Annotated in this window: 18 protein-coding genes and 2 pseudogenes; 13 read left to right on the forward strand and 7 right to left on the reverse strand. The window is 72.8% G+C overall.

Annotation, left to right across the window (positions count from 1 at the left end):
- Window position 1: 1 nt before the first annotated feature.
- Entirely contained in the window at window positions 2-316 is a 315-nt protein-coding gene (locus QUY26_RS36635) for a hypothetical protein (protein ID WP_289954423.1), read from the reverse strand.
- A gap of 709 nt (window positions 317-1,025) precedes the next feature.
- Here QUY26_RS36635 and QUY26_RS36640 point away from each other — a divergent pair.
- The 5 genes and pseudogenes from QUY26_RS36640 to QUY26_RS36660 form a co-directional block, all read left to right on the forward strand.
- Window positions 1,026-1,502 carry an SDR family oxidoreductase gene (locus QUY26_RS36640; protein WP_289954425.1) on the forward strand — a complete coding sequence of 159 codons (477 nt, stop codon included), beginning with the start codon at window positions 1,026-1,028 and terminating at the stop codon, window positions 1,500-1,502.
- A 127-nt stretch (window positions 1,503-1,629) separates the two neighbouring features.
- Entirely contained in the window at window positions 1,630-2,586 is a 957-nt protein-coding gene (locus tag QUY26_RS36645) for an LLM class F420-dependent oxidoreductase (RefSeq protein ID WP_289954427.1), read from the forward strand.
- Window positions 2,587-2,700: 114 nt separating this feature from the next.
- Window positions 2,701-3,070, forward strand: a pseudogene (locus QUY26_RS36650) (NADPH-dependent oxidoreductase); the annotation flags it as partial.
- 40 nt (window positions 3,071-3,110) lie between these two features.
- Complete coding sequence (locus tag QUY26_RS36655; protein WP_289954428.1) at window positions 3,111-3,677, forward strand: type 1 glutamine amidotransferase domain-containing protein; 567 nt, start codon at window positions 3,111-3,113, stop codon at window positions 3,675-3,677.
- Between the two features lie 421 nt (window positions 3,678-4,098).
- Window positions 4,099-4,265, forward strand: a pseudogene (locus QUY26_RS36660) (CocE/NonD family hydrolase C-terminal non-catalytic domain-containing protein); the annotation flags it as partial.
- 98 nt (window positions 4,266-4,363) lie between these two features.
- On the opposite strand, the gene QUY26_RS36665 reads toward QUY26_RS36660, so the two are convergent.
- From QUY26_RS36665 to QUY26_RS36690, 6 genes are all read right to left on the reverse strand, one after another.
- Window positions 4,364-4,720, reverse strand: coding sequence for an STAS domain-containing protein (locus tag QUY26_RS36665; protein ID WP_289954429.1), 357 nt, complete (start codon window positions 4,718-4,720; stop codon window positions 4,364-4,366).
- Between the two features lie 374 nt (window positions 4,721-5,094).
- A complete protein-coding gene (locus QUY26_RS36670) occupies window positions 5,095-5,538 on the reverse strand; it encodes a Crp/Fnr family transcriptional regulator (RefSeq protein ID WP_289954431.1) in 444 nt (147 codons plus the stop codon).
- Window positions 5,535-5,741, reverse strand: coding sequence for a hypothetical protein (locus QUY26_RS36675; protein ID WP_436840464.1), 207 nt, complete (start codon window positions 5,739-5,741; stop codon window positions 5,535-5,537). The genes QUY26_RS36670 and QUY26_RS36675 overlap by 4 nt, the downstream gene beginning before the upstream one ends.
- A 423-nt stretch (window positions 5,742-6,164) precedes the next feature.
- The gene (locus tag QUY26_RS36680) at window positions 6,165-6,629 is read right to left on the reverse strand and encodes a cyclic nucleotide-binding domain-containing protein (protein ID WP_289954433.1); all 465 of its coding nucleotides are present in this window, start codon (window positions 6,627-6,629) and stop codon (window positions 6,165-6,167) included.
- A 177-nt stretch (window positions 6,630-6,806) separates the two neighbouring features.
- Window positions 6,807-7,691 carry an ABC transporter permease gene (locus tag QUY26_RS36685; RefSeq protein ID WP_289954434.1) on the reverse strand — a complete coding sequence of 295 codons (885 nt, stop codon included), beginning with the start codon at window positions 7,689-7,691 and terminating at the stop codon, window positions 6,807-6,809.
- A complete protein-coding gene (locus QUY26_RS36690) occupies window positions 7,688-8,650 on the reverse strand; it encodes an ABC transporter ATP-binding protein (RefSeq protein WP_289956348.1) in 963 nt (320 codons plus the stop codon). The genes QUY26_RS36685 and QUY26_RS36690 overlap by 4 nt, the downstream gene beginning before the upstream one ends.
- A 387-nt stretch (window positions 8,651-9,037) precedes the next feature.
- Between QUY26_RS36690 and QUY26_RS36695 the strand changes: the two genes are divergently transcribed.
- The 8 genes from QUY26_RS36695 to QUY26_RS36730 all read left to right on the forward strand — a co-directional run bounded on the left by QUY26_RS36695 (window position 9,038) and on the right by QUY26_RS36730 (window position 20,687).
- Entirely contained in the window at window positions 9,038-10,006 is a 969-nt protein-coding gene (locus QUY26_RS36695) for a GbsR/MarR family transcriptional regulator (protein WP_289954436.1), read from the forward strand.
- Window positions 10,007-10,172: 166 nt separating this feature from the next.
- A complete protein-coding gene (locus QUY26_RS36700) occupies window positions 10,173-11,060 on the forward strand; it encodes a universal stress protein (RefSeq protein WP_289954437.1) in 888 nt (295 codons plus the stop codon).
- A 297-nt stretch (window positions 11,061-11,357) separates the two neighbouring features.
- A complete protein-coding gene (locus QUY26_RS36705; RefSeq protein ID WP_436840465.1) occupies window positions 11,358-13,730 on the forward strand; it encodes a phosphoketolase family protein in 2,373 nt (790 codons plus the stop codon).
- A 13-nt stretch (window positions 13,731-13,743) separates the two neighbouring features.
- Complete coding sequence (locus QUY26_RS36710) at window positions 13,744-14,097, forward strand: universal stress protein (RefSeq protein ID WP_289956437.1); 354 nt, start codon at window positions 13,744-13,746, stop codon at window positions 14,095-14,097.
- A 151-nt stretch (window positions 14,098-14,248) separates the two neighbouring features.
- On the forward strand, window positions 14,249-16,207 hold the full coding sequence (locus QUY26_RS36715) for a hypothetical protein (protein ID WP_289954438.1): 1,959 nt from the start codon (window positions 14,249-14,251) through the stop codon (window positions 16,205-16,207).
- Window positions 16,200-19,064 carry a hypothetical protein gene (locus QUY26_RS36720; protein ID WP_289954440.1) on the forward strand — a complete coding sequence of 955 codons (2,865 nt, stop codon included), beginning with the start codon at window positions 16,200-16,202 and terminating at the stop codon, window positions 19,062-19,064. The genes QUY26_RS36715 and QUY26_RS36720 overlap by 8 nt, the downstream gene beginning before the upstream one ends.
- Window positions 19,051-20,019 carry a hypothetical protein gene (locus QUY26_RS36725; RefSeq protein ID WP_289954441.1) on the forward strand — a complete coding sequence of 323 codons (969 nt, stop codon included), beginning with the start codon at window positions 19,051-19,053 and terminating at the stop codon, window positions 20,017-20,019. Before QUY26_RS36720 ends, QUY26_RS36725 begins: the two co-directional genes overlap by 14 nt.
- Window positions 20,016-20,687 carry a vWA domain-containing protein gene (locus QUY26_RS36730; RefSeq protein ID WP_289954443.1) on the forward strand — a complete coding sequence of 224 codons (672 nt, stop codon included), beginning with the start codon at window positions 20,016-20,018 and terminating at the stop codon, window positions 20,685-20,687. The genes QUY26_RS36725 and QUY26_RS36730 overlap by 4 nt, the downstream gene beginning before the upstream one ends.
- The last annotated feature ends 22 nt before the right edge of the window (window positions 20,688-20,709 follow it).

Consider the following 20,709-nt stretch of genomic DNA (forward strand, 5'->3'; position numbering starts at 1 on the left):
ATCATCGGGCAGGCCCGCTTCCGGCGGTCTGCCGGGTGAGACTGCGGGAGGCTGCGGACGGGCTGATCTGCTTCCGCGGCACCCAGCAGTCGACCCTGCTGCTCGCTCTGTGGATCGGCTTCAGCTGGCTGCTGCGCGGGACCATGGTCACGGCAACGGCAACGGCAACGGCAACGGCAGCCTCGGCCCCGGACGCGCCGCCGCGGGGCTGGGCGCTCTTCACCGGGATCGTCGGCATGGTGGCGGGCGGCGTGCTGATCGTCTCGCCGTTCACCTGGATCGGCGCGCTCACCCCGGCGGCGGGCATCATGGCCATCGCCCTCGGCCTGATCGAGGTGTGCCACGCTCTCCGGACGCGCATCGATGTCGGCCGTCCCGCTCCCGGGACCACTGCCGAGCGGCGGCCTCTGTCCGGCTCCCAACCGCACCCCAGCACTGATCGCGGCGCAGACTCCGGCCACCCCGCTCCCGCAGACATCCGCCGTACCGGACGTCTGCGGCAGACAGCATCTGCCCGGCTGCCCGCATCGCACGGACGCGCCGTCGGCCGGCGCCGCGGCGGTGCCGCCCATGACCAGCCCCTCGGCGTCCACGACGGTCGGCCGCACCGTGCGGGATCCCGCGTCCACCACAGTCCTTCGCATGTCGCCGGAGGACCCACCGGGGTCCCGGCCACGTCGGAGCCCCGGTTTCCGTACGCAGGCCGTGGGAACCCGGCCCTCGCCCCAAGATCCTTACGGACATCGAACGGAACGACGGCATGACGGGACGAACGACCACGCCCGGGGCGGCAGTCGGGCCCGGACGCGACACTCCGCAAGGGGCCGTGGACCCCACCCCGGACTTCCCCGTGCACAAGCAGCAACCCCCGGGCCTGGAAAGGGACATGGAGCCGAGCCCCCGCTTCCGCGCGGAGCGCCGCAAAGCGGCGGACGAACCGGCCGGCAAGACCGCGCGCATCACCGGCGGCGACTGCGGGATCGGGCCGGGCCATCGCGCTGCTGTACGCCCGCGGAGGCGCCGACGTGGCCATCGTCTACCTCCCTGAGGAACAACTCGATGCGGACGACACCCGGCGAATGGTCGAGGAGACGGGACGCAGGTGCCTGCCGCTTCCCGGCGACCTGAAGGACGCAGCCGTCTGCCAGGGCGTGGTGGCCCGGACGGTGGCTGAGTTCGGGAGGCTGAACATCCTGGTGGGCAACGCGGCCTGCCTGAACAGCAAACTCGAGCTGGAGCAGCTGACCGCGCAGGACTGGGACCGGACCTTCAAGACCAACGCCTATGCCCACTTCCCCCTCGTCATGGCCGCCCTGCCGCACCTCGACCCAGGGGACGCCGTCATCGCCACGGCGACGGAGGAGGCCCTCAAGGGCAGCACGAATCGTCGATGGGCCGACGACCGTCCCGGTCACCCGTCGGTGTTCCGCGTAAAAGTCATGACTTGTCGTTCGAGCTGGGGGTACACGGATTACTTCATCTCGCCCGTGTGGCGTCCCTGATCGCGTGCACGCAGGCTGATAGGGGCGGCGCGATGGGGAGTGCGGGATACCACGAGACCCGCTTGAGGCCGCGAGAAGACCGAGATCTTCGGCGTCGCGCGGGTCATGCAGTGAGGAGACGCAGGCGATGACACGTTTTGGCTACTTCTTGGCGAGCGAGGAGTTCACGCCCGCCGAATTGCTGGAGCAGGCACGAGCCGCCGAACAGGCGGGATTCACCGGCCTGGCGATTTCGGACCACTTCCACCCGTGGACGGATGAGCAGGGGCAGAGCCCCTTTGTGTGGTCGATGATCGGTGCGCTCGCCCAGGTGACGTCACTGCCGGTGACGACGTTCGTGACCTGCCCCACCGTCCGTATGCATCCGGCGGTCAACGCTCAGGCGGTCGCCACCTCGGGGGTGCTCACCGGCGGCCGATTCCGGTTCGGTGTGGGCAGCGGTGAGGCGCTGAACGAGCACATCCTGGGCGATGCCTGGCCGGCCGTGGACGTCCGTCTGGAGATGCTGGAGGAGGCCGTCCACGTCATCCGGATCCTGCAGAGCGGGGAGGAGGTCACGCACCGCGGCAAGCACTACACGGTGGAGAACGCCCGGCTGTACACCGTGCCCGATGAGCCGGTGCCGATCTACGTGTCCGGGTTCGGGCCCAAGGCCGCGGCGCTGGCTGGGCGGATCGGGGACGGGTTCGTGACGATGACGCCGGACGCCGATCTGGTGGGGCAGTTCCGGCGTGCGGGAGGCGGGCAGAAGCCCGTGCTCGGGGGCGTGAAGGTGTGCTGGGGCACCGACCGCGACCAGGCGGTCAAGACGGCTCACCGGCTGTGGCCGACCCAGTTCCTGCCGGGGGAGCTGGGGCAGGTGCTGCCGGACCCGGCGCACTTCGAGCAGGCGGTGACGCTCGTGACCGAGGAGGCCGTCGCCGACGGCATGGTGTGCGGCGACGACGTGGACGAGCACGTCGGAGCTGTCAAGGCGTACACGGATGCCGGGTTCGACGAGGTGTACGTCGGCCAGATCGGGCCCGACCAGCAGGGTTTCTTCGACTTCTACCGCAGCGAGGTCCTGCCGCGGCTGGCGGGCTGATGGCGTCGACGTCGGCACGGCCCCATGCCCCGGCGCCGCCGCGCCCCCGCCCGCATCCTGGCCCCGTACGGCGTGGACGCGCCCCAGGCCGACACGTGGCTGCTGCTGCACGCCCTGAGGCACCCCTCCAGCGTCTGCCAGCGGGTCCTGGAACGGCAGAACGCCGATGCGTCGGCGACCGACGACGACCAAGGGCGCCCCCTCCTGTACGGCAAGGTGGCCGCGGTCGCCGTGGTCGGCAACGAGGACGGGGCGCACGAGGTGAGCGCGGACGTCTTCCAGGGCCTGAACGACGTCGGATTCTCGCTTGCCCCGGGCGCTGTCACGTACTGGGTGGGGGGAAGGCCCAGCACGGCACCGACTACCAGGATCTCGACGAGACGCCCGAGCCGTGGCGGACACGACGCACACACTCGCCGTCAACGTCGAAAACGCCGTCCACCTCGCTCAGCTCCTGAGGAACCTTCCGTACCCCATTGGCTGACCCGCACCCGCCATCGCTACCGCACAGAAGGGCGACTCCCATGACAGACCGACGACTCGAAGGCCGTAGCGTGCTGACCCTCGTCACCAACTACGGCGTCGAACAGGACGAACTGTTCGTCCCGCTCCGGAAGTTGCAAGCGGCCGGTGCCGACGTCACCGTCGCCGCGGTCAGCACGGACCCCGTCCGGACGCTGCAAGGGGACAAGGACCCCGGAGAGAGCATGGACCCGGACGTCTCCCACGAAGCCCTCGGCGCCGCCCCGCACGACCTCCTGCTCATCCCCGGCGGCACCCTCAACGCCGACCACCTGCGCCTGGAGAGGGCCGCCGTCGACACCGTGAAGGCGTTCGCCGCGAGCGGTCGCCCGGTCGCCGCCATCTGTCACGGGCCATGGGCGTTGGTCGAGGCCGACGTAGTGCGGGGAAAGACCCTCACCTCATACCCGTCCCTGCGGACCGACATCACCAACGCCGGCGCCAAGAGCTGGGTGGACGAGCCCGTCGTCGTCGATCCGGACGGCGACTACCCGCTGATCACTTCTCGTACGCCGAAGGACCTCGACGCCTTCGTCTCGGCCATCTGCGGTCAGCTGGGAGGGAGTTGACGGCTCCGGGCCTGGATGTGCGTGCCGTCCCTTTGGGGCACCCGATGTGGTCCAGGCGTCCCTCCCGGACCCGAAGGAGCCCATGTGAGCGAGGACATCTCCGTCATCGGATTGGACGAAGCGAACCTGCCTACGCCGCGCGCGGCCGCCGCCGGCCGCGACTGCCGGTCCACCGCCTTTGGCCATCGAGGAACCGCAGGACGGCGAGGTGTCCGTACCGGATCGGCTCGTCCGCGCCCGCCGCGTGCCCGACGCCTTCGAGGGCACGGTCGACGCCATCACCGGCTATGGGGGCTTCCCGGTCTCCACCATGGTGTCGATCCTCGCCCGCGAGTACGGCACCCGCGCCGCCGACCTCGCCTCGATCGTCCAGCGCGAGCACAAGTCCTGGAGTCGCCTGGAGCAGCGAGCTGCCGCTCCGAACCTCACCCGCCGCGACAGCGGCGACACCCCTGGCGTCGCCCAGGCATTCCCCGCAGGCCACCGGATCCGCCTGTCCCTGTCCACCTCCTACTGGCTCTGGATCGGCCACCACCGCGCCCCGTCCTCCTCTCGAACCACGAAGGCACCAGCACTCTGGCGCTGCCCGGCATGCAGGACCGGTACGGTGCGCTGTGCGCGGACCTGGCCGTGACCCGGCCGCGAGAGCGGATCCGGCAACCAGCAAGAAGCTTGATCCAGGCCACTCAGAAGTCAGTTGAGGGGCCCCCGGGCTCCGGTGGCTTCCGAGGGTGAGTGAGGAGGCTCTCGACTCCGACAATTTGGAGCAGCCTCCAAACGATCGCGGACGCGTGAGGCACGGTCATGTCGCCGCCCGCCAGTCGGCAGTGGCGCAGATGGGCGAGCAACGCGTTGATCCCCGAGGAGTCGATGAAGGAGACCTCGGTCAGGTCCAGCTCGATCTGTCGGTGCAGCAGGGGCGCCAGGGCGGCTCGAAGCACGGGTACGCTCGCCACGTCCAGGTCCCCGCGCACGCGGACGAGTGCCGGGTCGAGTCCCGCGACGACGTCGACGTGCAGCGGTAGGGGCGAGGAAGGAGCCATCCATGCCTTACTCGTTGAGGACCGAAGTGCTGGAGCGTTCACGCACCGTGTCCACGGTAGTGATGCCCCGCTGTATCTGGAAACTCACCACGAGACGGGGGCCTTGAGGGTCGGATCGGGCACGTCCTCATCGGCGCGGGCCCGCTGGCGCTCCGACGGCGGCAGCCCCTTCGGGCCTCGTCCGTCGAGGGCGGTGTGACGTGGATTGCGGCTTCTGGGTCCACAGGGCACTCGAATCCGCTCGTGTGGTGACCCTTGCCGGGATCACGCAGGCTGATCCCCCGGTACGGCACGGGCAGCCGGAACTCCGCCCGCGCCGGCGGTGCGGGCGGAGCCGTGGTGGGGGGCGGCGCTCGTGGCGCGCTGTCGCTGCCTCAGGGGGCGTACAGGTCGAGCAGCCGGACGCGGGCCGACTGCAGGCGGTGCGCGAGTACCCTGCCGACCCACTGGCCGACGGCTGAGCCGAGCTGCGGGTCGTCCTCGCACATGAGTCGCACCGTCGTCGCGTCGAACTCGTAGGCGCGCACCTGCGTCGTCGCCTCGGCGCCGAGCTGCCACACGTACGGCGGGAACAGCCAGGACCAGCCCACCAGTTCGTCGAAGCCGACAGTCTCGATGATGGATGACCGGCGCCCCGGCACATGCATGTCGAGGGTGACGGTTCCGGTGCGGACGATCCAGAACCGATTGGCGCGTGCGCCCTCCTCGAACAGCCTGGTGCCCTGGCGGATGGTGACCTCGCGGGCGACGCACAGCAGACGGGCGCGGTGCGCCGAGGACAGGGCACGCGTCATGCGGGTGGTTGACGTGGTGTTCATGGCTGTGGCCCCTTGTCGTGGCGCGCCGACCCGTCGTCGTGCGCGGTGGTCTGGTCGGGGGCCGCCGCATCGCGCCCGGCGACCAGTGCGGCGACCTCCTCGGTGGTGTCGATCCCGGCCCGGCACCACGCGACGCAGCGCCCGCAGCCGACGTAGCCGCTGCTGCCGAACTGGTCGTGCCAGGTGGAGAGTCCGCCGGACACCGCACCCGGTGCCGGGCTGCTCGTCGTCGGTCGGCGGGTGCGGGAACGTCCCCGCGTCGGACCACGGACGGGGCCCGTGGCCCACCACGTGATCCACCGCGTGACATGTCCGGTGGCGGTCGTGCCGCACCGGCAGCGCGTCAGCCGTCGAGCGGCCGGCGCGCCGTGAGGCGTGGGGACGGTGGCCCTCCGTGAGCCGCGACGACCAGTCTCTGGAGCGTGGACGCGTCCAGCAGGGCAGCACTCATCAGGAACTCCTCCCTGCCCGTACCGACGCCCGTACCGACGATGCGGCGGGGCGATGCGGTGAGCACATCCAGCGTGGCGCCGTGGCCGACCGCGGGGGAGGGGCCGCAAGGCCTCGCGCGGTGCCGTACGGCCCCGCGGCGGTCACTCCCGTGTGGAGTCCGCAGCCGCAGGACGTCACAGGGTGCTCCCGCTGCCGTGCGGGGCGTACAGATCGAGGAGTCGCGTGCGTGTCGAGTGCAACCGGTGGGCGACGACGCCACCCACCCACTCGGCGATGTGCCGACCGAACTCGGGGTCCTCCTGGCACATGGCCCGCACCACGGCCGCGTCGAACTCGTGGGCCCGCACAGGCGCCGTCGCCTCGCCGCCCAGATGCCAGACGTACGGAGCGAACAGCCAGGACCAGCCGATGAGCTGGCCGTGGCCGAGGGTCTCGACGACCGCCGCGCGACGGCCAGGGACGTGCAGGTCCAACGCGACCGTACCGGTACGGATGATCCAGAACCGGTCGGCGTGCCCGCCCTCCTCGAAGAGCCGGGAGCTCTGCGCGAACGACACCTCGCGGGCGATGTCCATCAGCCGCCGCTGGTCCGCCGGGGGCAGCGCCTTGAGCGTGCTCGGCACGGGGAACTGGTTCATGGCGTGCCTCCAGAAGGGGTGTGAGCACTCGCCGCTTCCCATGATGTTCCCGGGCCGCACCGCGGCCCAAGGGCCCAACGGCTCTGTTGCGGACCGTTCGGCAGTGCCCGAGCAGCCGCTGTCGAATGTGATCGGGGCGCAGCGGCTCGCTGAGCACCGACCCCCGCCGGTCAGTCCCTAGCCCACGCGCTGCAGCGCCTTCTCCCGGCGCTCCGCCACCCCCGACCCCGACTCGCGCCGGGCCATCCGGCGCAGCACGACCGGGGCGAGGGCCAGGCCGAGCACCGCCCAGGCGCCGAGGACCGCGGCCGTCTCCAGGTGGCGCCAGGAGGCGGCGATCTCCACGTGCGCCGCGGCGTCGGGGAGCAGGGCGGAGCGCATGCCGAGTCCGAGCCAGTAGACGGGGAAGCACTGGGCGAGGATCTGGAGCCAGTCGGGTAGGGCGGTGACGGGGTAGAAGATGCCGGAGATCGAGATCATGCCGATGACGGGGAGCTGGATGAGGCCCTGACTGCGGGCGCTGGGGAACAGGGAGCCGAGGATCGCGCCGATGGGCAGCGTCGCCACCATCCCGAGGACCAGGATCCACAGCAGCGTCAGCCAGGCCCCCGCGCTGTCCGCCGCCAGGCCGTCGATCAGGAACATGCCGGGGACGAGGAGGATCGCCAGGTCCGCGATGAGGCCCCCGGCGACGGAGATCACCTTGCCGGTCAGATAGCCGCGCATCCCGCCCGGCGTCGCCTTGGCCCGCAGCAGGGTGCCGTCCTCCCGCTCGGCCGTGAGGACCTGGCTCATCGTGACCATGCCCATCGCCGCGTTCATGCCGAGGATGCTCGGCAGCGCGAGGGTGCCGAGCAGCAGCCCGCTCCCTCCGAACTCCGCGTCCCGCATGAAGAACAGCGCCACGAGCATCAGCACCGGCCAGAGCAGATGCGACACCAGCTCCGCGCCGTTGGTGAACGACTGGCGGAGTTCGATCGCGCCGCGTTCGCAGCCCGCTCGCAGAGCCGTGGCCGTGGGGTGCGCCGGACGCGTCCGGCGCACGGGGACGACGGTGCTCATCGGGTCACCTCCGTCGCGCGCCTTTCACGCGCGACGGCCGCCGAGCCGTCGCCGTCGTCACCGCCGCTCCCGGGCTCGCGCACCAGCGCCATGTACGTGTCCTCCAAGGAGGCCCGGCGGACGGACAGGTCACCGATCGCCTCACCGTGCTCGGCGAACAGCTCCCTGACGAACCGCGTCGAATCACCGGTCGAGTACGTGAACTGCCGCCCCTCGCACGTCCAGCTCACCTCGTCCGCCGCGGCGGCCGTGCGGGCCAGGTCGGCCGCGGAGCCGTCCGCGACGATCCGGCCACCGGAGAGGATCATGATGCGGTCGGCCAGCTTGTCCGCCTCCGCGAGGTCGTGCGTGGTCAGCAGGATCGTGGTCCGGTGGTCGGCGGCCAGGCCGTGGACCAGGTCGTGGAACTCGTGGCGTGCCCGTGGGTCGAGGCCCGCCGTCGGCTCGTCGAGGAAGAGGAGTTCGGGGCGACCGACGAGGCCGATCGCCACGTCGAGGCGGCGCCGCTGCCCGCCGGACAGCGTCCGGACCTTGTCGCCCGCCTGCGCCGACAGGCCCACGGCGGCGAGGAGTTCGTCGGCGCCCCAGGGCCGTGGTACCGCCTCGGTGGCGTACGGGACGTAGTACCTGCCCAAGTGCGTCAGCAACTCCCGCACCCGCCACTTGCCGTGGTCGCGCCACGACTGCAGGACGACACCCAGTCGGGCCCGCCACGCCTCGTCGCCGCGCGCCGGGTCCGTGCCGAGGACCCGGACCCGGCCGGCCGAGCGCATCCGGAAGCCCTCCAGGATCTCGATCGTGGTCGTCTTGCCCGCGCCGTTCGGCCCCAGCAGGGCCAGCACCTCGCCGTGCCGCGCGCGGAACGTCACATCCCGCAGGACGTCGGCCGTGCCGTAGCGCATGCGCAGCCCGTCGACGTCGAGCACGACGTCGTCCTCGCCGGCCTTCGTGGTCGTCATCGTCATCAATTCACCGTGATCGCAGGGGGAAGGGGGATCGCTCGCCAGGTTCATCAGGGTCATCAGGTCCGTCAGGTTGGCCGGATTCGCAGGGTCGGCAGGGTTCGCAGGGTTTGCCGGGGTCACTGGTTCCGCTGGGTTCGTTGGAGTGGCCGGGTACGACGGGTGGCCCACCAGAGTTGAGCGGATGTGAAAGCTACGTTGCGTTCATGGGAGCGTCAATCGATTCCGAAGGCAGTGGCGGTCGTGCAAGTGGCTACTTCCGTCGATCAGTGCAATGGAGTTGAAGGTGAATGCAACGTCGGTCGAAGTAGCGTTGCAATGAGGTGTCCGTGAAGGCACACTGGCCACCTCATCGACCGGCGGCGGGGAGCGGAGGGCTCGACGATGCCCGGAGGCAGGCTGACCCACGAGGACCGGCGGCGGATCGCGACGGGGCTCACCGACGGGCTCGGGTACGCGGAGATCGCCCGGCGGCTCGGCAGGCCGACGTCCACCGTCAGCAGGGAGGTGGCCCGCAACGGCGGCCCCCGGGGCTACCGTGCCGAGCACGCCCACCACGCCACCGCGCGCCGCGCCCGCAGGACCGCCCCGGCCCCGTACGACCTGCCGTCCGCCGACCGCGCCGCCGACGCCGACCGCCGCGCCGACCCGGCGGCGGCGCACGGCCGCGACCCCGAAGCGGTACGCGGCTTCGTGGACCAGTTCGCGGAGCTGATGGTGCACACCGGGCTGCCCCGCATGGCCGCCCGGGTCCTCGCGAGCCTCGTCACGGCCGACTCCGGGGCGCTGACCGCGGCCGACCTGACGCGCCGCCTGCGGGTCAGCCCCGCCTCCGTGTCGAAGGCCGTCGCCTACCTGGAACGCCTGGAGCTGCTGCGCCGCGAGCGCCACGCCGTCGGGCGCCGCGAGGCGTACGTCATCGACGACGACGTCTGGCTGCGCACCTGGCTGACCAGCGCCCGTACGCACGCGATGATGGCGGACACCGCCCAGGCGGGCGTCGACATCCTCGACCCCGGTACACCCGCGGGCGCCCGTCTCGACCACATGCGGCAGTTCTTCACGAGCCTCAGCGACGACATGGCCGGGGGCACCGCGGCGGAGGCCTTCGCCGACGCCCTCACCGTCCTCGCCGCCCTCGTGCACGCCCAAGTCCCCCTGAAGGTCGCCCAGCTGGCGGACTCGCTGGGCTGGACCGAGGAGCGCGTCACCACGGCCCTGCACGACGCCGAGCAGCACCCGGACATCGCGGATCCGGTGGCCCCGCGCCGCACGGCACCGGACACGTACGCCGTCGTCGCCAGGGAGGAACGGCTCAGCGCCGCCCAGCGCGCCGCCCTGACCCGGCGCTGACCGCACGCGGTCGCGTACCGCGGCAGAGCCGGTCGGCCCCCTCGCCGGGCCGGTTCGCCTCTGCCCGGACCCGGCCGGGACATGCCAGCGTCGGGGTGGGGTCCGCCGGGGCGAGCGGCGGGTCCCGCCAGCGAGCGCGGGCATGACGCCGAGGAGGCCCTACGTCGTGGACGGGACACTGATCGTCGGAGTGGACGGCTCGCCGCAGAGCCTGCGGGCCCTGGACTGGGCCGCCGACGAAGCCGTACGCGGCTCCCTCGCGCTGCGGATCGTGCACGCCTCGGGCTGGGAGTGGTACGAAGGCCACGAACCGTCGTTCGGCATCAACCGCGAGGCCGTGCGCGCCCAGGCCGACCGCGTCCTCGCGGCCGCCACGGCACGGCTCGGCGACCGGGCCCGCGCGACCGGCGGCACGGGAGCGGCCGCCGACGTGACGAGCGAGGTCCTGGACGAGGATCCCGCCGCCGCCCTGGTCCGCGAGAGCCGCCGGGCGGCCGGGGTGGTCGTCGGCAGCCGGGGGCGCGGCCGCCTCGCCGGCCTTCTCCTGGGGTCGGTCAGCCTGTCCGTCGCCGCCCGTGCCTTCTGCCCGGTCACCGTGGTGCGCGGCGGCGAACAGAGCCTGCGCGGCGGGTTCCGGCGCGTCGTCGTCGGCGTCGACGAGGCCGCCGGGGCCGCCGCGGCGGTGGGGTACGCGGTCCGCGCGGCCCGGCAGCGCGACACGGAACTGCTCGCCGTGCACGCCTGGCGCCGCCCCGCTCCCGAGGCCGGCGAGTCAGGTCCCGCCGGTGGCGCCGACCCGCGACGGCTGCGCGCGGAACACGAGCTCGACGTGGCCCTGCGCGCTGCGGTACGCGACCACGGCGCCGTCGCCGTGCGCCACGAAGCCGTCGAGGGCCAGGCCCGCGCCGCCCTCCTCGACGCCTCGGCCACCGCCGACCTGATCGTGGTCGGCGCCCGCCGCCGCCCCGGCCACACCGGCGTCCAGCTCGGCCCCGTGAACCACGCCGTCCTGCATCACGCCGCGTGCCCGGTGACGGTGGTGCCCCATGCCTGAGCGGAGCCCGCGCGGCCTGCCTGAGCGGAGCCCGCGCGGCGTGCCCGGACGACGCCCGCGCGGCGTGCGCACCGGACGTGTCGGACGTCACCGCGGCCCACCCGAACGGACCCGCGCCCGACCTGTCTGAACAGCGCCGCACGTGGAACCCGGCCGCCCACGGGACGTACAGCCGGACCGGCGCGACGTACACCCGGACCGAACGACGTACACGTACACCCGACCCGCACGACGCAGACCCGGACACCCACGACGCCGACCCGGACACGAACCGGACAGAATCGAGGTCCGCATCCCATGGCCAAAGACCACCTCAGCGCCCTGGACGCCCACTGGCGAGCCGCGAACTATCTGGCCGCCGGCCAGATCTATCTGCTCGCCAACCCGCTCCTGGCCGAGCCGCTGCGGCCGGAGCACATCAAGCCCCGTCTCCTGGGCCACTGGGGCACCTCGCCCGGTCTCAACCTGGTCCACACGCACCTGAACCGGCTGATCAAGGAGCGTGACCTCGACGCGCTGTGTGTATGGGGGCCCGGGCACGGCGGTCCCGCGGTCCTCGCCAACTCCTGGCTGGAGGGCAGCTACACGCAGACCTACCCCGACGTCACCCGGGACGCGGCGGGCATGGAGCGGCTGTTCCGGCAGTTCTCGTTCCCCGGCGGTGTGCCCAGCCACGTCGCGCCCGAGACTCCCGGCTCCCTCCACGAGGGCGGTGAGCTCGGCTACTCCCTCGCTCACGCCTACGGCGCCGCCTTCGACAACCCGGACCTGCTCGTGGCCTGCGTCGTCGGCGACGGTGAGGCCGAGACCGGGCCGCTGGCCGCCTCCTGGCACTCCACGAAGTTCCTCGACCCGGTGCACGACGGCGCGGTCCTGCCGATCCTGCACCTGAACGGCTACAAGATCGCCAACCCGGCGCTCCTGTCCCGAATCCCCGAGAACGAACTCGACTCCCTGCTGCGCGGCTACGGCCACGAGCCGATCCACGTCACCGGCGACGACCCGCGCACCGTCCACCGCGACCTGGCCGCCGCCCTCGACCAGGCACTGGAGCGCATCACGCACATCCAGCGGGAGGCACGCTCCGCGCGCGGGCGCGGGCGCGGGCCCGGGCGGGGGCGCCACCCGGCGTGGCCGGTGATCGTGCTGCGCACCCCCAAGGGCTGGACCGGTCCCGCACAGGTCGACGGCGAACCGGTCGAGGGCACCTGGCGCTCCCACCAGGTGCCGCTCGCGGGCGTGCGCGAGAACCCCGAGCACCTGCGCCAGCTGGAGGTCTGGCTGCGCTCCTACCGCCCCGAGGAGCTGTTCGACGCCGAAGGACGCCCCAGCCCGAAGGTGCTGGCCTGCGTGCCAGAGGGTGACCGGCGCCTGGGTGCGACGCCGCACGCCAACGGCGGCCTGCTCACCCGCACCCTGCCGCTGCGCCCCCTTGAGGACTTCGCGGTCGCCGTCGACAAGCCCGGCAGCGCCCTGCACGAGCCCGCCAAGGTCCTCGGCGGGATGCTCGCCAAGGTCATGGCCGACACCGCCGAGCGCCGGGACTTCCGGGTCGTCGGCCCCGACGAGACGGAGTCGAACCGCCTCGGCGCGCTGTTCTCCGCCACCGGCAAGGCCTGGCAGGCCCAGACGCTGCCCACCGACGAGCACCTCGCCGCCGACGGCCGGGTCATGGAGGTCCTGTCCGAACACCTCTGCCAGGGCTGGCTGGAGGGATACCTCCTCACCGGCCGCCACGGCTTGTTCTCCTGCTACGAGGCGTTCGTCCACATCGTCGACTCCATGGTCAACCAGCACATCAAGTGGCTCAAGACATCCCGCGCCCTGCCCTGGCGCGCTCCCGTTCCCTCCCTCAACTACCTGCTCACCTCCCACGTCTGGCGCCAGGACCACAACGGCTTCTCCCACCAGGACCCCGGCTTCGTCGACCACGTCCTCAACAAGAGCCCCGAGGTCGTACGCGTCTACCTCCCACCGGACGCCAACACCCTGCTGTCCGTCGCCGAACACGCCCTGCTCAGCCGCGACTACGTCAACGTCATCGTCGCGGGCAAACAACCCTGCTTCGACTGGCTGACCCTCGACGCGGCCCGAGCCCACTGCGCGCGCGGCGCCGGGGTCTGGGAGTGGGCGGGCACCGACGACGGCCTGCGCGACCCCGACGTGGTCCTCGCCTGCGCGGGCGACGTCCCCACCCTCGAAGTCCTCGCGGCCGCCGCCCTGTTGCGCGAGCACCTGCCCGAACTCGCCGTGCGCGTCGTCAACGTCGTCGACATCGCCCGGCTGCTGCCCCGCGAGGAACACCCGCACGGCATGGCCGACTTCGAGTACGACGCGCTGTTCACCCGCGACAAGCCGGTTATTTTCGCCTACCACGGCTACCCGTGGCTGATCCACCGCCTCGCCTACCGCCGCACCGGCCACAGCCGCCTCCACGTGCGCGGCTACAAGGAGGCGGGCACCACCACCACGCCCTTCGACATGGTCGTACGCAACGACCTCGACCGGTACCGCCTGGTCATGGACGTCATCGACCGCGTCCCCGAGCTGTCCGTCCGCGCCACGGCCCTGCGCCAGCTGATGGCCGACCAGCGCACCCGCCACCACACCTGGATCCGCGACCACGGAACCGACCTGCCCGAGGTCGCGGACTGGTCGTGGCCGTACTGAACCGGGCCCGCCCGTGAGCGGTCCGTGCAGGACCCGGACTGCTCACGCCGCCGGTGACCGCACGCGCAGGGTCGTCGCGGGCATCGACGGCACCCTCGTCGGCATGGACGCCCACTGGGCGGCCCGCGAGGCGCTGGGCCGCGGTGTGCCGCTGCGGCTGCTGCACGTCGCGGCAGGTGCGGACCACCGGCCGCGGATACGCAGGGTCGGCCCCGCCGACCGAGCGCGGGGCGTGCTCGACCGGACGGCCGTGCGCAGGCCGGGCGGGGCCTCGGCGGAACGGCGCACGCGGCCGTGCGGCACGGGGCCTGCCCCGTCGCGGTGGTTCCGTACATATGACCGACAACAGCCGTTGACGGACGTATAACTGATGGTCCCTCAGGGCGAGTCGGATGTCTATCAAAATCATGAAAAGTGCTTCAGGCTGAAGGGCCTGGAGCCGTCGCCCACCAGGTGGGCCTGCGGTGTTCCGCGCGTTCGGGGTGGTGCTCCCCGTACGCCGAGGGGGGAGGCACCCGATGGGGGACGCTTACCTGGTCAGGAAGCTGGAAAAGCTCATGGCGGGTCTGGAGCAGCTGTCGCTGCCTCCCGACTCGCCGGTACTCCTCGACCGGATCGACCAGCTGAAACAAGTCCTTGAGCGGATGCGGGCCACCACCGCCGGTGAGGTCAGGATCGTGGCCCTCGGAGTCAACTCCTCGATGAAGTCGACCACGTTGCGGCTCCTGCTCGGGCGCGACGACGTCTTCCCCGTGGGCCCGGGCGCGGTCAGCGCGGTCTCCACGGAGCTGCGGCTCGTCCAGGACGAGGGCCCCACGGGCCCGCCGGAGTACAGTGTCGTGACGCTCACCGAGGAGGGCGCGCGCCGCCGGGCGCGTCGGCTGCTCGACCTGGACGAGGACGATCCCCGGAGCCTGGAGGAGCTGAGCCGGACGGCACATCCGCACCTCGGTCTGGTCCAGGAGATGCTGGAGGCCGTGGACCGCCTCGGCTACGGCGAGACCCTGACCATGGAGGAACTGGCCGCCCGCGGCGGCTCCCTCACCTTCAGCACCGGGCGCGGCGTCCCCCTCATCGCCCGGGTCGGCGCGCGCCTGCACGTCCCGGCGGAGGTCTGGCCGCTCGACTGGGCGGCGGGCCGGTCCGTGGTGATCGTCGACACTCCCGGTACCCGCAGGGGCGGCGCCCTGGAAGACGTGGTCATCGCCGAGACGCAGAGCCGCGCGCACATCGCCCTGCTCACCGTGGCCTGCGGCGGCGGCAGCCAGTTCTTGACGCCGCGCGCCGCGCCCGACCCGCACTGCGTCTTCGTCGCCACCCGCCTCGACGCCGTCGACAACCCGAGCAACGCCAACTCCCTGCGCGTCCTGGAGACGTCCGTCGCCTCCCTGGTGCGCGACATCGACGCGGACGGACGGCCCGGCCGCGAGACCCGCGTCGCCGCCGTCAGCGGGCCCTGGGCAGCGACCGACGAGGCTGCCTGGATGGCCTTCGACCCGGACAACCCGCACATCTGGAAGAGCACCCAGCCCGCGCGCGAGCAGTGGCGCGCCGCCGCCTGGGACCCGTCCGGGCCGACCGGCGGCCAGCTGCGCCTCGCCGTCGAGGGCGCCCTCACCGACGGCGGAGTCGGACGGCTGCGCGCACTCATCGCCGAACTCGCCGACAAGGACACCGCACACGTCGACTCGCAGGAGTTCGAGGAGCTCATCGAGGACGGCATCCGCCTGCTCAAGGAGGCGGGCGCCCACATCCCCGCCGCCGGGAAGCTCAAGCTCCAGGAGGCGGCCGCCCGTGACGACGCCCGCCCCATCGCCGACCTGCGGCGCATCGCCAGGGAACAGGCCGACACCGCCGTGTACGCGGCCGACGCCTGGTCGAAGGTGCGGCTCGCCCTGGAACAGACCGGCACCGGGGGCCGGGCGGCCGCCGACGTGTTCCAGCCGCTGCGCGCACTCGACATCGGCGGCCTCACCGCGGCCGCCATCGACGGGACCCGCATGGAGCTGACCGAGGCACTCGCGAGCTGGTGGGCCTCCCACACCCGTGCGGACTTCGCCGCCGGAGCGCCGGGGGCCGGGCACATCACGCCGCTGGGGGCCGACGCGGACGACGAGGAGAGGCAGGTGCGCGCGCACACCGACGCCGAGGCGGCCGCGCAGGTCGCCGTCGTGGCCGGGCACATGCTCGACCAGCTGGTCGGGGGGCGCGAGGGCGCCGACGGCTCCGCGTACCGTCCGGCGGCGCGGCTGTACTTCCGGCAGGTCGCCCGGGTCCGCGAGGAGCTGGCGCGGCTCCTCGAACGGCGGCTGGTCGACAAGTTCGAACCCGACGTCGTCCAAACCCAGAAGGCACTCGGCGAACTCCTCGTCCAGCAGCGCCTCGCCCTCGTGAGCGCCACCGGACCGGTGGCCGTGATCAACCAGATCGGTGTCGAGCTGCAGCAACTGTCGACGGCGAGGGCGGGACGTGTCTGATGGCCGGCCGCCGCTGGAGCTCTACGGCCGGTCGGGAAGCACCGGCCTCGCGCTGCGGCGCGGCACCGTTCCAGGGCGCATAGAGCGCGTCGACGTGCTGGACGGCTCGGCCGTCGTCAGCACGACGACCTTCACGCCGCCCGTCGACGGCGCGGCGGCCGACGCCGACCTCGCCCTCACCCCGTGGCGGCGCAGACCCGCCGCGCCCACGGTCGTCGTCCACTACCGCCGCCACCAACCGGAGTCCCGCGTCCCCGCGCCGTCGGCACGCGGCAGTTTCCGGCTCGACCCGGACCAGATCGGAGACCGCCCCATGACCCAGGCCACGCCCGACGGCGTCCCCACGCAGACACAAGGCCCTGACCTCATCGGCGCCTTCTTCGACTTCGGCACGAGCCGCGCCGTGTGCGGCGTGTTCGACCGCCGCCGGGTCCGCGGCAGCGACGCCGCGCTGCCCGCCGCCGGTGTGGAACGGGCCAGGCGCCTGCTGCCGGTCCAGCTGTTCGCCACCGACGACTCACCGGACCCGGCGCAGGAGATCGAGGACCGCACCATCGGCATCCCCCGGGTCAGGGGCGAGGCCTGGCGTGAGATCTTCGCGTGCGCGCCCCTGGACGTGCACCACGTCAGCCACACCGAGCCGCGCACCAGCGACCTGGTCGTGACCGGCGACAGCGTCGACTTCGCGATGGACGCCACGGGCGAACGTGTCCGGGGCGCCAAGCGCCATCTGGCCGACCTCGACGCCGAGGTGCCGGGCACCGGGCTCAGTGGCAGGGAGCTGTTCCGCGGGGTGTACGCGCGGTTCGCCGAGCTGGTCGCCGCCGAGCTCAACCTTCCGCGTGCCATCGGTACGTTGAGCGTGACCTTCCCCACCAAGCTCCCGCCGGACAAGCGCGACGACTTGCTCGAGGTGCTGCGCACCCTCGGCGGCAAGGTGGAGATGAACATCGACGAAGCCGTCGCCGCCGCCGGGTTCGCGATGATGAAACGGCTCGGCTCGGACTTCCTGCTCGGCGTCGAGGCGTTCAAGCTGAACGCCCGCTGCCCCGAGGGCGGCCGTGCCTGGGAGATGCCCGACGCGTGGGCGAAGGCCCGCGCCTGGCACGAGAACCTGCTGGTCCTGGACGTCGGCGGGGGCACATCCGACTCCGCCCTGATCAAGGTGGCCATCGTCGACGCGACACCGGCCGCGGCCGGGGACAGCCCCGGCCGGTTCTACAAGCTCCAGCCGCAGGTCCTGGCGTCGGGCGGACGGCTCAACCTCGGCGGGGACCGCCTCACCGCCCAGCTCTTCAAGCTGCTGCGCGGCAAGTTGGGGTTCAGGCCCGGGGACACCCGGTTCCGGGGCGTCGAGCAGGCCGCGTCCCGAAAGGCGCTGTTCCAGGCGCTGTGGGAGACGGCGGAGGCGGTGAAGCAGCAGGGGCTCGGGACGGAGAACCCCGCGGCGGTCCGGGTCCGCGCCGTCGCCCCCGGCGGCGCCGTGCCGGAATCCGGTGTCGTCCCCTTCGTCTGGCCCGTCTCCCCGGACGGCGCGGAACCCGCCGGGCCATCGGCCACGGAGGTGATCGTCACCGCCGACGAACTCGCCGAGCAACTGCGGGAACTCGTCGCCGAGATCACCTGGCTGGCCGGTGGCATCGCCCGCGGTGGCATCGCCGTGTCGGGCGGCGGCCACGAGAGCGTCGACCGGGTGCTGTTCTCCGGCGGCTCCATGCACTCCGCGGCGCTGCGTCGCGGCATCGAGGACGAGCTGCGCCGCCGCTTCGAGAGCGACCAGCTCGCGCCCACCTTCGAGGTCGAGTTCGACGCGGAGTTCGCCAAGACGGGCACGGCGGTCGGCGGCGTGTACCTGGACGCCGTGGCCGACCTCAGCCCCGACGCCGACGACCCCGAGGTCATCCCCGAACTGCGCGGCGGCATCTCCTACCTGGACGTCGACGCCAGCCGCCTGTACGTGAACCTGGCGGCGGACTTCCACCTCCTCAAGGGGTCGCAGGAGACGTACGACGAACCGGTGTTCAGCCGGGGCCAGCGCCTCGAACTCGAACCCGGCGGTCGCGCCTACGCCGAGGGCCGCTCGACCTACCCGCTGCGCGCCGTGCTCGCCGTGCACCGCTACGACGTCTCCAAGGACGACTGCGTCCGCGACACCGACTCGCTGTGGGCCACCCACACCATGCTGCTGAAGGAGGCGGACGCGCTCGCCGCCGCGGGCGTCAACGTCCGCTTCGAGATCGACCAGGAGGAACACATCACGCTCCTGCTGTGCAAGGGCACCCCGGGCTGGCAGCTCGAAGGTCCAGCGGTCGACACGACCGACGTACCGCACGGCCTGGTCGCCCCGCCGGAGCGCGAGGGCGCGCCCGCCACCCTGCGCTACTCGCTGTACCAGGAGGTGTACCAGGTCGGCGTGGGCCTGCGGGAACGCGAGCCGCTGGCCTTCGCCGGCGATCCGGTCCCGCCGGGCGGGCTGTTGCTGCATGTGGCCGCGCGGCGGATCACGCTGTACTGGGGGCTGCCCGGCGCGGGAGTCGCGGGGGCGGCGAGCCGGGCGGCGGACACGGGGGCGGACCGGGGGCCCGAGGCGCCGATGGGGGCCGGGACGGAGCGGGACGCCGGGCCGGACCCGGCGCACCGGGAGTTCGGGACCCTGACCGATGTGCCCGAGGGCTACGTCTGGGTGTCCCTCGACGCCACGGGCGCCCTGCGCTGCCACCAGCGGCGGCCCCGCCGCCGCACCGTGGCCGAACCCCTCGACCTGATCGACGCCGCACCCGGCCAGGTCTACGAGGAGGTCATGAGGTCGGGGCTGTCCTACGACGAGAACAAGGACCCCTTCAGTGGCATCCTCTGACGCCAGGAAACCCGTCGAAGACGCCCGGCCCGAGGAGGCCCGCGCGCCGGGAACCCGCACCTCGGGAAGCGGCCCCGGGAGCGGCCCCGACCGTGCCCCCGAAAGCGGCCCCGCCGAGGCCCCCGACGCCACGCCCGCCCCCCTCGTCCGCGCCCTCTGCGACGACCTCAGCACCGTCCTTGGCACCCTGGTGGACCCCGCCGACCTGCACCCCCGCCACGACGGGGCCGCCGCGCCGCTCCTCGGCCTGGTGGGCGTGGCCGCCGCCGGGCCGCGCCAGGTCGCCTGCCGACTGCTCGCCGAATGGGTACGGGCCGGCACGGTCGAGGCGGGCGAACAGCCCGAGCTGTGGGGGCCCTCCGCGGTCGACGTCGCCACCCTCCGGCTCGGTGGGGAGCGGCTGCTGCCCGGCCTGACCCTCACCCCGCTGCCGTCGGGGCTGCCGCCGCGCGAGGCCGTGGAGCGCCTCCTGCCGACCGTCGCCGAACTCCTCGGCGCCATGCGCCAGGTGGCCCTCGTCGACCACACCCGGGCCACCACCGTGCCGGGCTGGTCGGCCCGGCTGCGGCTGCTCGCCGAGTGCGACGCCCTCGGCCCGGCCGCGGCGGCCACCGGCGACCCGGGCGCCTGGGTGGTCGCCGCCCACCACCTGGCCGCGTCGGCGTTCGTGCCCGAGGCCGCCGAGGGCAGCGTCTGGACCCAGCTGATGGCGGCGGTGCGGACGCACGCCGTGCGCGCCCTCGCCGAACTGGGGGAGGCCAGGGAGGGCGAGGGCGAGCTGGACCGGCGTGGCTCCCACGACTTCACCGCGCTCGTCGACATGGAGCGCAGCGTGACGCTCGACGACCATCCCGCGCGTTCCGGCAACGTCCTCCAGGTCGTACGGCTGCCGCGGGAACGGGCCGGGCGGATGGAGAAGGCCCTGGTGCTGCTCGCCCCGAGGAGCGGCGGATGAACGTCCTTCCGCTGTACGTCCTCGCCGACAGGTCCGGGTCCATGGCCGAGACCGCCGGGTCCGTCACCGCGATCGAGGTGGTGAACACCGTCCTGCGCGAACTCCTCGCGCGCCTCGCGAAGGACCCCACGATCCGGCGGGCGGTCCGGCTCTCGGTGATCTCCTTCGCCGAGGACGCCCGCGTCGACCTGCCGCTCACCAGCCTGTCGTCGACGACGGCCGTCCCGGACCTGGAGGCCTCCGGGCCGACCTCGTTCGCGATGGTCTTCGAGGCCACCGCGCACACCGTCGCGCACGACCTGGCCGCGCTCGGCCCCGCGGCGCGGCCGCCGCTGGTGTTCATGCTCACCGACGGCCGCCCCACCGCCCACCGCGACCGCGCCGCAGGCTGGTACGCGGAGCATCAGGCGCTCCTCACCAGCGCGGGCCCGGAGCGGCGGGTCCTGCTGGTGCCCTACGGCTACGGCCGCGTCGACCCGCGCACCCTCGCGTCCATCGCCGCCGATCCGAGCGCCGCCTACCTCGCGGGACGCAGCGACTCGCCGGCGCAGGCCATCGAACGCTTCGCCGAGCTGGTCTTCGGCTCCGTCGCGCGCAGCGTGGCGATGGACTCCGAGCAGGTCGTGCAGCCGCCGGGCACGGAGCGGCCCTATGACCCGGACTACTGACCGAGGACTTCCGACCATGGAC

It is taken from the genome of Streptomyces flavofungini (assembly GCF_030388665.1).
GTDB lineage: Bacteria > Actinomycetota > Actinomycetes > Streptomycetales > Streptomycetaceae > Streptomyces > Streptomyces flavofungini_A.

Bases quoted from the DNA above. Each gene is read 5' to 3' on its own strand.
- QUY26_RS36635 (WP_289954423.1), bottom strand. From the start codon at position 316: ATGGCCATGATGCCCGCCGCCGGGGTGAGCGCGCCGATCCAGGTGAAC.
- QUY26_RS36645 (WP_289954427.1), top strand. From the start codon at position 1,630: ATGACACGTTTTGGCTACTTCTTGGCGAGCGAGGAGTTCACGCCCGCC.
- QUY26_RS36655 (WP_289954428.1), top strand. From the start codon at position 3,111: ATGACAGACCGACGACTCGAAGGCCGTAGCGTGCTGACCCTCGTCACC.
- QUY26_RS36665 (WP_289954429.1), bottom strand. From the start codon at position 4,720: ATGGCTCCTTCCTCGCCCCTACCGCTGCACGTCGACGTCGTCGCGGGA.
- QUY26_RS36670 (WP_289954431.1), bottom strand. From the start codon at position 5,538: ATGAACACCACGTCAACCACCCGCATGACGCGTGCCCTGTCCTCGGCG.
- QUY26_RS36680 (WP_289954433.1), bottom strand. From the start codon at position 6,629: ATGAACCAGTTCCCCGTGCCGAGCACGCTCAAGGCGCTGCCCCCGGCG.
- QUY26_RS36685 (WP_289954434.1), bottom strand. From the start codon at position 7,691: ATGAGCACCGTCGTCCCCGTGCGCCGGACGCGTCCGGCGCACCCCACG.
- QUY26_RS36690 (WP_289956348.1), bottom strand. From the start codon at position 8,650: ATGACGACCACGAAGGCCGGCGAGGACGACGTCGTGCTCGACGTCGAC.
- QUY26_RS36695 (WP_289954436.1), top strand. From the start codon at position 9,038: ATGCCCGGAGGCAGGCTGACCCACGAGGACCGGCGGCGGATCGCGACG.
- QUY26_RS36705 (WP_436840465.1), top strand. From the start codon at position 11,358: ATGGCCAAAGACCACCTCAGCGCCCTGGACGCCCACTGGCGAGCCGCG.
- QUY26_RS36715 (WP_289954438.1), top strand. From the start codon at position 14,249: ATGGGGGACGCTTACCTGGTCAGGAAGCTGGAAAAGCTCATGGCGGGT.
- QUY26_RS36730 (WP_289954443.1), top strand. From the start codon at position 20,016: ATGAACGTCCTTCCGCTGTACGTCCTCGCCGACAGGTCCGGGTCCATG.